Annotated in this window: 7 protein-coding genes and 1 pseudogene; 5 read left to right on the top strand and 3 right to left on the bottom strand. The window is 57.5% G+C overall.

Annotated elements, in window-relative coordinates:
• Both mfd and HP459_RS18790 read right to left on the bottom strand, forming a co-directional pair.
• Positions 1–2,160, bottom strand: a 2,160-nt coding sequence (gene mfd, locus HP459_RS18785; protein ID WP_171936633.1) for a transcription-repair coupling factor, incomplete at its 3' end; no start/stop codon positions are given.
• 145 nt (positions 2,161–2,305) lie between these two features.
• The gene (locus HP459_RS18790) at positions 2,306–3,379 is read right to left on the bottom strand and encodes an acyltransferase family protein (protein ID WP_022647756.1); all 1,074 of its coding nucleotides are present in this window, start codon (positions 3,377–3,379) and stop codon (positions 2,306–2,308) included.
• Positions 3,380–3,635: 256 nt separating this feature from the next.
• Between HP459_RS18790 and lolC the strand changes: the two genes are divergently transcribed.
• The 5 genes from lolC to cobB are packed head-to-tail and all read left to right on the top strand — an operon-like array spanning position 3,636 to position 8,575.
• Positions 3,636–4,835: a lipoprotein-releasing ABC transporter permease subunit LolC gene (gene lolC / locus HP459_RS18795; RefSeq protein WP_017384712.1), complete on the top strand. Its 1,200-nt coding sequence runs from the start codon at positions 3,636–3,638 to the stop codon at positions 4,833–4,835.
• The gene (gene lolD / locus HP459_RS18800; RefSeq protein ID WP_022647757.1) at positions 4,828–5,529 is read left to right on the top strand and encodes a lipoprotein-releasing ABC transporter ATP-binding protein LolD; all 702 of its coding nucleotides are present in this window, start codon (positions 4,828–4,830) and stop codon (positions 5,527–5,529) included. Before lolC ends, lolD begins: the two co-directional genes overlap by 8 nt.
• Positions 5,529–6,773, top strand: coding sequence for a lipoprotein-releasing ABC transporter permease subunit LolE (lolE, locus tag HP459_RS18805; protein ID WP_022647758.1), 1,245 nt, complete (start codon positions 5,529–5,531; stop codon positions 6,771–6,773). The genes lolD and lolE overlap by 1 nt, the downstream gene beginning before the upstream one ends.
• A 54-nt stretch (positions 6,774–6,827) precedes the next feature.
• Positions 6,828–7,739: an N-acetylglucosamine kinase gene (nagK, locus tag HP459_RS18810; RefSeq protein ID WP_023299807.1), complete on the top strand. Its 912-nt coding sequence runs from the start codon at positions 6,828–6,830 to the stop codon at positions 7,737–7,739.
• Positions 7,740–7,753: 14 nt separating this feature from the next.
• Positions 7,754–8,575, top strand: coding sequence for a Sir2 family NAD+-dependent deacetylase (cobB, locus tag HP459_RS18815; protein ID WP_022647760.1), 822 nt, complete (start codon positions 7,754–7,756; stop codon positions 8,573–8,575).
• A gap of 34 nt (positions 8,576–8,609) precedes the next feature.
• Here cobB and potD read toward each other — a convergent pair.
• Positions 8,610–8,868 (bottom strand): annotated as a pseudogene (gene potD, locus HP459_RS18820) (spermidine/putrescine ABC transporter substrate-binding protein PotD); the annotation flags it as partial.

Genomic DNA, 8,868 nt, shown 5'->3' on the forward strand with positions numbered 1-8,868 from the left:
CCACTTCACGTCACTTTGCAGCAGCTTGTGAGTGCCGATCAGAATATCAATTTTGCCTTCACTTGCCTGCTCCAGGATCTGCGTCTGCTCTTTGGCACTGCGGAAGCGGGACAACATTTCGATACGTACCGGCCAGTTGGCGAAGCGGTCGCGGAAGTTGTCGAAGTGCTGCTGGGCAAGAAGGGTGGTCGGCACCAGCACCGCCACCTGCTTGTTGTTCTCAACCGCCAGGAAAGCGGCGCGCATCGCCACCTCGGTTTTACCGAAGCCCACGTCGCCGCAGACTAAGCGATCCATCGCCAGCGGCTGGCACATGTCGCTCAGCACGGCATTTATGGCCTGAGCCTGATCCGGCGTAGTTTCAAACGGGAAGCTGTCGCAGAACAGCTGGTACTGCTCTTTATCATGCTTAAACGCATAACCTTCTTTGGCCGCACGCTGGGCGTAAATGTCCAGCAGCTCGGCGGCCACGTCGCGCACTTTTTCCGCCGCCTTCTGCCGCGCGCGTGACCAGGCGTCGCCGCCCAGCTTATGCAGCGGCGCGTTATCTTCCGCGCCACCGGCGTAGCGGCTGATAAGGTGCAGGGACGACACCGGCACGTACAGTTTGGCGTCGTTCGCGTAGGTCAGCATCAGGTATTCACCTTTGATGCCGCCTGCTTCGAGGGTGGTCATTCCCTGATAGCGACCCACACCGTGTTCCAGGTGAACGATCGGCTGACCGGGGTGCAGTTCGGCCAGGTTGCGGATCAGGGTGTCCGGGTTGATGGTGCGACGGCTGTCCTGACGACGGCGCGCCACACGCTCGCCCAGCAGGTCGCTTTCACAAATCAAGGCCAGGTTATTGAGCGTATCAATAAATCCGTGCTCGGCGGAGCCGATCATCAGGTAACGACCATTTCCGGTCGCTTCGCTCAGGCGATGAATGCGCTTCGGTGCAACTTTGATCCGCCCTAGTAGTTCGCCCAGCGCTTCACGACGACCCTCACTCTCAACGGAGAACACCACTGGCCCGGTGAAGGAATCAAGAAACTTGCGCAGGTTATCGAGCGGGGATTTCTGCTGCGCCTGGACGGCCAGATCGGGCAGCGTCCGGAACGCGAGATTGGTGTTCGCCGCCTTATCGGCAAGCGAATCGGTTTTGAGCTGCATACGCGGCCAGCGTTTTAGCTCGGCGTTGAGCTCGTCGGTACGCAGCCACAGCATTTCCGGCGGCAGCAGCGGACGCATCGGGTCAACGCCCCGGTTTTCAAAGCGGGCGCGCGTTTCGCTTTCAAAGCGGCTGGCGCTGGCGTCGATATCCCCGGTGTTAACAATCAGCGTATTGGCCGGGAAGTAGCTGAACAGCGCCGGCAGCGGTTCGTTAAAGAACAGGGGCTGCCAGTACTCGATCCCCGCCGGAAGGGTGCCTTTGCTGACCTGCTGGTAGATATGTTCGGCATCACGTTTCACGTCGAACCTGTCGCGCCACTGGCTGCGGAACAGTTCGATGGCGGTTTTATCCGTCGGGAACTCATGGGCGGGCAGCAGATTAATGGAGTCCACTTCCTCCAGCGTGCGCTGGGTGTCGGCGTCGAACACGCGCAGGCTGTCGATCTCATCATCGAAGAAATCCAGACGATACGGCTGGTCGCTGCCCATTGGATAGAGATCCAGCAGCGCACCGCGCGTCGCGTATTCGCCGTGCTCCATCACCTGATCGACATGACGGTAACCGGCTCCGTCAAGCTGCACGCGCAGGGCATCGCGCGACAGGCGCTGGCCTTTTTTCATCACCAGCGCATGGCCGTGCAAATAGCTGTGCGGACAGACGCGCTGCATCAGGGTATTCACCGGCACAATCAGCACGCCGCGCTGCATGGTGGGGAGCTGATACAGCGTCGACAGGCGTGAGGAGATGATCTCCTGGTGCGGAGAGAAACTGTCGTAGGGAAGCGTTTCCCAGTCGGCCAGGCTGAATACCAGACTGTCGGTGAACTGACGAATTTCGTCGTGCAGGCGCAGGGCGTTTTGCATGTCCGGGGCAACCAGCACCACCGGCCCCGGATGGCGCTCGGCAATTTCCGCCACCAGCGTGGCGCAGGCCGCGCCTGTCAGTTCGCCCAGCTGGCGTTGGTCACCTGCTTTTACAGGCAAGGAAAAACGATAGTGTTCAGGCATGGCTATGTCAGGGTCTCTTGGGGATATACCAACAGTATTGGGGCATATCACTGATACGCAATGTCTTTATTATCCTCGATCGTTTTGCATAAGCAAATCGTAACCGCACAAGAGGAAAAGTGCCCCCGGATGGGGGCAGGGTAGGTTAGCGGCTGGCGAGCTGTGGCGTAAGCCGTGCGGGAGGGGAGAAGAAAAGGTCGCCAAAGAGGGCGGTCGAGAGCTTACGTGCGCCCAGTCCAACCAGCGTGCAGACGAGCAGGCTGACGAACGGATAGACCAGAATCAGCGTTAACTCCGCCCAGATCGGCCAGTACGCCGCATTCATTTCGCGAATCAGGAGCAGGCTAAACGCCTCAATTAAAATGCGGTGGGTGGTATAAATCGCGATGGTGTTTGAACCGATGACGTTCAGCAGATTATTGGGATGAACGGCATAACGCTGCTCGAAGCTGTAAAAGAGCTTCATGATGACCACGATCGACAGCAGTGATAGCGGCAGAGGAACATTAGCGAACCACAGCACAACCGACACCGCGCCAGAGGCGATAAGTACCAGCCAGCTGCGGCGCAAATTCATCCCTTTCATCCACGTCATCAACTGCGCGCCGTACCATGCGCCGAGGCTGTAGTAGATCATGTTGCGCACCACGCTGTTCATTCCCCACCACGGTAAAGGCAGGAAGTTAATGGCGATGCTTGCCAGCGCCAGAAGCCCCAGCATCGGCAGTTTCCAGCGGCTCAGCAGTTTACAGAGCGTGAAGTAGACCACTAAGGCGTACAAGTACCATAGGCTGGTGCTGGCCGTGAGCATTCCCAGTACAAAACCTGAAACGGAATCGGCGTAGGCCGCATTGGATGCTGTCGCCAGTTCACGCTCGGGGGCGAGCCAGGCATTCAGATGGGTCAGCGCCTGCCATTGCAGGACGCCCCACAGGGCCAGCACCCAGACAATGCTCCAGATCCGCTTGTCGAGACTGGTGCGCCAGTTCACCTCGTCAATATATCGACGAATCAAATAGCCGGAGATGAAGAAAAACACCGGCATACGGAACGGGGCGAGGTAAAGATTAAAGTAGACCCAGCATTTGGCGAGCAGGCCCGATAACGGATGCTGTAGCCCGTCCAGGTGAGGATAAAAGGTGATCACCGAGTGGTAAATCACCACCAGGCAGATGCACAGCCCTTTTATCTGGTTAATCCATAATGCTTTTTGTTTCATTGTGCGTGACGACCTTGTTGCCATAAACGAAAGGTCGATTGTTGTAAAATGAAACCCCGATGTAACGGGTAACAGTCTGTATCAGGACGATTTTCGGAAAAGGTGGAGGCTGTATGGCGGAAGTTCAGTCAGTAGCATGATGATTTATCTGAATTTTTCGGAAAAATGATTACCGAATCTTACGGTTTCAGTCATTTACGCTTAGCGGATTCGCTTATATACTCGTGGGTCTGCTATCAGCAAACAGACGGATTTCATGTATCAACCTGTCGCACTCTTCATAGGCTTACGTTACATGCGTGGGCGCGCCGCGGACCGCTTTGGTCGCTTTGTCTCCTGGCTTTCGACTATTGGCATTACGCTTGGCGTGATGGCTCTGGTGACGGTGCTTTCCGTCATGAACGGCTTCGAGCGCGAGCTGCAAAACAATATCCTGGGGCTGATGCCGCAGGCCGTTCTCTCTTCCACTCAGGGCTCCGTTAACCCGCAACAGCTGCCGGAAAGCGCGGTGAAGTTACAGGGTGTCACGCGCGTTGCGCCCCTCACGACGGGCGATGTGGTGCTGCAAAGCGCCCGCAGCGTGGCGGTCGGGGTGATGCTGGGTATCGATCCGGCGCAAAAAGATCCGCTGACGCCGTTCCTGGTCAATGTGAAACAAACCGACCTGGAAGCGGGTAAATACAACGTCATCCTCGGTGAGCAGCTTGCCGGGCAGCTCGGGGTCAACCGTGGCGATCAACTGCGCGTGATGGTGCCCTCAGCCAGTCAGTTTACGCCGATGGGGCGTCTGCCAAGCCAGCGCCTGTTCAACGTGATTGGCACGTTTGCGGCGAACAGCGAAGTCGATGGTTACCAGATGCTTGTTAACATTCAGGACGCCTCGCGTCTGATGCGCTACCCGGCGGGAAATATCACCGGCTGGCGTCTGTGGCTTGATGCGCCGCTGAAGGTGGATACCCTTAGCCAGCAGACGCTACCGGAAGGAACGAAATGGCAGGACTGGCGCGACCGCAAAGGCGAACTGTTCCAGGCCGTGCGCATGGAGAAAAACATGATGGGGCTGCTGCTGAGCCTGATCGTGGCCGTTGCCGCGTTTAATATCATCACCTCGCTCGGGCTGATGGTGATGGAGAAGCAAGGCGAAGTCGCCATTCTGCAAACCCAGGGGCTGACGCCGCGCCAGATCATGGCTGTATTTATGGTGCAGGGCGCCAGCGCTGGCATCATCGGCGCGCTGCTCGGCGCGGCGCTGGGTGCGCTGCTCGCCAGCCAGCTCAACAATCTCATGCCGATTATCGGCGCGCTGCTTGATGGTGCGGCGCTGCCGGTGGCTATCGAGCCGCTCCAGGTGGTCGGTATTGCGCTGGCCGCGATGGCTATTGCGCTGCTCTCTACGCTTTATCCTTCCTGGCGGGCTGCCGCCACTCAACCCGCTGAGGCTTTACGTTATGAATAAGATCCTGTTGCAGTGCGACAACCTGTCCAAACGCTATCAGGAAGGCACTGTGCAGACCGACGTGTTGCACAATGTGAGTTTTAGCGTGGGCGAAGGCGAGATGATGGCGATTGTCGGCAGCTCCGGCTCCGGCAAAAGTACGCTGCTGCACCTGCTGGGCGGGCTGGACACGCCAACCGAAGGCGATGTGATCTTTTCCGGGCAGCCGCTGAGTAAAATGTCGTCTACGGCGAAAGCCGAGCTGCGTAACCGTGAGCTGGGTTTTATCTATCAGTTCCACCACCTGCTGCCGGACTTTACGGCGCTGGAAAACGTCGCAATGCCGCTGCTGATTGGTAAAAAGAAACCCGCGGAAATTAATGCCCGCGCCAGCGACATGCTAAACGCGGTAGGGCTGGGTCATCGCGGGAATCATCGTCCGTCTGAGCTTTCCGGCGGCGAGCGTCAGCGTGTGGCCATCGCCCGTGCGCTGGTCAACAACCCGCGCCTGGTGCTGGCGGATGAGCCGACAGGTAACCTCGATGCGCGTAACGCAGACAGCATTTTCCAGCTTCTCGGCGAACTGAACGCCGCGCAGGGAACCGCGTTTCTGGTGGTCACGCACGATTTGCAGCTGGCTAAGCGGATGGGCCGTCAGCTGGAAATGCGCGACGGTCGTCTGAATGCAGAACTGACGCTGATGGGAGCGGAGTAATGGCTTCACCGTTATCGTTACTCATTGGGTTACGCTTTAGCCGCGGTCGTCGCCGGAGCGGGATGGTTTCCCTTATCTCCGTGATCTCCACCATCGGTATCGCCCTGGGCGTGGCGGTTCTAATCGTGGGCTTAAGCGCCATGAATGGCTTTGAGCGCGAACTGAATAACCGCATTCTGGCCGTTGTACCCCACGGTGAAATCGAGCCGGTTAACCAGCCGTGGTCCAGCTGGCGTGATGCCCTGAACAAAGTGGAAAAGGTACCCGGCATTGCGGCGGCTGCACCTTACATCAACTTTACCGGGCTGGTAGAGAGCGGGGTAAACCTGCGCGCCATTCAGGTGAAAGGGGTGAATCCACGTCAGGAGGAGCGTCTGAGCGCGCTGCCTCGCTATGTGCAAAATGGTGCATGGGCAAACTTTAAGGCTGGCGAACAGCAGATCATCATGGGCAAAGGCGTTGCCGATGCACTGAAGGTGAAGCAGGGCGACTGGGTCTCGATCATGATCCCGAACGCCAGCGCTGATCACAAATTGCAGCAGCCTAAGCGCGTGCGTCTGCACGTCACCGGTATTTTGCAGCTGAGCGGCCAGCTCGATCACAGCTTCGCGATGGTGCCGCTGGAAGATGCGCGCCAGTATCTGGATATGAGCGACAGCGTGACGGGCATTGCCATTAAGGTTAACGACGTTTTCAACGCCAATACACTGGTGCGTGACGCTGGCAGCGTGACCAATAACTATGTCTACATCAAAAGCTGGATCGGCACTTACGGGTATATGTACCGTGATATCCAGATGATCCGCGCGATTATGTATCTGGCGATGGTGCTGGTGATTGGCGTGGCGTGCTTTAATATCGTCTCGACGCTGGTCATGGCCGTTAAGGACAAGAGCGGCGACATTGCCGTGCTGCGTACCTTAGGGGCGAAAGACGGTCTTATTCGCGCCATCTTCGTCTGGTACGGTTTGCTGGCGGGGCTGTTTGGTAGCCTCTGCGGCGTGGTCATCGGCGTGGTGGTGTCTCTTCAGCTGACGCCGATTATCAACGGGATTGAGGCGCTTATCGGCCATCAATTCCTGTCAGGCGATATCTATTTTATTGACTTCCTGCCGTCTGAACTGCACTGGCTGGACGTCATTTATGTGCTGGTTACAGCACTTTTACTGAGTCTGCTGGCAAGCTGGTATCCGGCGCGTCGCGCAAGCCGAATTGATCCGGCGAGGGTATTAAGTGGCCAGTAATTTCGTCATGGTTTAGCGGTCTTTTGGCCGCTGAATCAAACAGAGGAATGCATCATGTATTACGGATTTGATATTGGCGGCACCAAGATTGCGCTCGGCGTGTTCGATAAAGACCTTAAGCTACAATGGGAAACCCGCGTGCCTACGCCGCGCGATAGCTACGATGAATTTTTAACCGCCATTGCCGCGCTGGTGGCGCAGGCGGATGAACGCTTTGGCGTCAAAGGCAGCGTCGGCATTGGTATACCGGGTATGCCCGAAACCGACGACGGCACGCTGTATGCCGCCAACGTTCCTGCTGCCAGCGGCAAACCCCTGCGTGCCGATCTTTCTGCTCTCCTTGAGCGCGACGTGCGCTTAGACAACGATGCCAACTGTTTTGCTCTCTCAGAGGCCTGGGACGACGAGTTTCGTCGCTATCCGTTGGTGATGGGGCTGATCCTCGGAACGGGCGTCGGTGGCGGGATTGTCATTAACGGTAAGCCCATTACCGGGCGCAGCTACATTACCGGAGAATTTGGTCATATCCGTCTGCCGGTGGATGCGCTGGACGTCGTTGGTCGTGATTTCCCGCTTACCCGCTGCGGCTGTGGTCAGCACGGCTGCATTGAGAGTTACCTTTCAGGGCGCGGGTTTGCATGGCTTTATGAACACTTCTATCATCAGAAACTTGAGGCCCCTCAAATCATTACGCTGTGGGAGCAGGGAGACGCGCAGGCGCGTGAGCACGTTGAGCGCTATCTTGATTTGCTGGCGGTGTGTCTGGGGAATATCCTGACCATCGTCGACCCGGATCTGCTGGTGATCGGGGGAGGGCTGTCAAATTTCACTGCGATTACGGAACAACTGTCCGGGCGTTTGCCCCGACATTTATTGCCGGTCGCCCGCGTGCCGCGCATTGAGCGTGCGCGACACGGGGACGCAGGAGGCATGCGCGGAGCCGCATTCCTTCATCTCACCGATTAGTTTACGAGGTTACTATGCTGTCGCGTCGCCAGGGTCGACTCAGCCGTTTTCGCAAAAATAAACGCCGCTTACGTGAACGCCTGCGTCAGCGGATCTTTTTCAGAGACAGGATGATGCCAGAAGCGATGGATAAACCCAGAGTGGTGGTGTTGACCGGGGCGGGGATCTCCGCCGAATCCGGTATTCAGACCTTCCGCGCGGCGGACGGGCTGTGGGAAGAACACCGAGTAGAAGATGTGGCGACGCCGGAAGGTTTCGCCCGCGATCCGGCGCTGGTTCAGGCGTTTTACAACGCCCGTCGTCGCCAGCTTCAGCAGCCGGAGATTGCGCCAAACGCGGCGCACCTGGCGCTGGCAAAGCTGGAGGAGGCGCTGGGGGATCGTTTTCTGCTGGTGACGCAAAACATCGACAATCTTCACGAAAGAGCCGGAAACCACAACATCATTCACATGCACGGCGAACTGCTCAAGGTGAGGTGCGCATGGAGTGGGCAGGTGCTGGAGTGGAAAGAGGACGTGCTGGACGAAGACCGCTGCCACTGCTGTCAGTTCCCTTCGCGTCTGCGTCCCCATGTGGTCTGGTTTGGCGAAATGCCGCTGGGGATGGATGAGATCTACAGCGCCCTGGCCATGGCGGACGTCTTTATCGCCATTGGTACCTCAGGGCATGTCTATCCGGCGGCGGGGTTTGTTCACGAAGCGCGACTGCAAGGTGCCCATACGGTGGAGCTTAATCTTGAGCCAAGCCAGGTCGGGAGTGAGTTTGAAGAGAAGCATTACGGTCTGGCCAGCGAGGTGGTGCCAGCCTTTGTGGATAAACTCCTGAAGGGGCTGTAAGGGTAACGGGCGACCTTGCGTCGCCCGTTGTGCATTAACGGCCTGCTTTTAGCTTCTGATAATACTCTTCATACAGGCGGCTCGCGTCACCGACGTCGTTCTGCCATTCCCCTTTGCTGATGGTTTCAGCGTCCGGATAAAGCGATTTATCATTCGCCACTTCAGGACTTAACAGCTTCCGCGCGGCCAGGTTTGGTGTCGGATAACCAATAGTTTCCGCCACCTGTTTTGCCACATCCGGGCGCAGCAGGAAGTTAATCAGCTTCAGGGCGCCATCGACGTTTTTCGCATTA

The organism is Enterobacter sp. CM29 (genome assembly GCF_013179605.1).
Taxonomy (GTDB): domain Bacteria; phylum Pseudomonadota; class Gammaproteobacteria; order Enterobacterales; family Enterobacteriaceae; genus Enterobacter; species Enterobacter intestinihominis.

Excerpts from the sequence above, each read along its gene's own strand:
- HP459_RS18790 (WP_022647756.1), bottom strand. The coding sequence starts at position 3,379 with ATGAAACAAAAAGCATTATGGATTAACCAGATAAAAGGGCTGTGCATC.
- lolC (WP_017384712.1), top strand. The coding sequence starts at position 3,636 with ATGTATCAACCTGTCGCACTCTTCATAGGCTTACGTTACATGCGTGGG.
- lolD (WP_022647757.1), top strand. The coding sequence starts at position 4,828 with ATGAATAAGATCCTGTTGCAGTGCGACAACCTGTCCAAACGCTATCAG.
- lolE (WP_022647758.1), top strand. The coding sequence starts at position 5,529 with ATGGCTTCACCGTTATCGTTACTCATTGGGTTACGCTTTAGCCGCGGT.
- nagK (WP_023299807.1), top strand. The coding sequence starts at position 6,828 with ATGTATTACGGATTTGATATTGGCGGCACCAAGATTGCGCTCGGCGTG.
- cobB (WP_022647760.1), top strand. The coding sequence starts at position 7,754 with ATGCTGTCGCGTCGCCAGGGTCGACTCAGCCGTTTTCGCAAAAATAAA.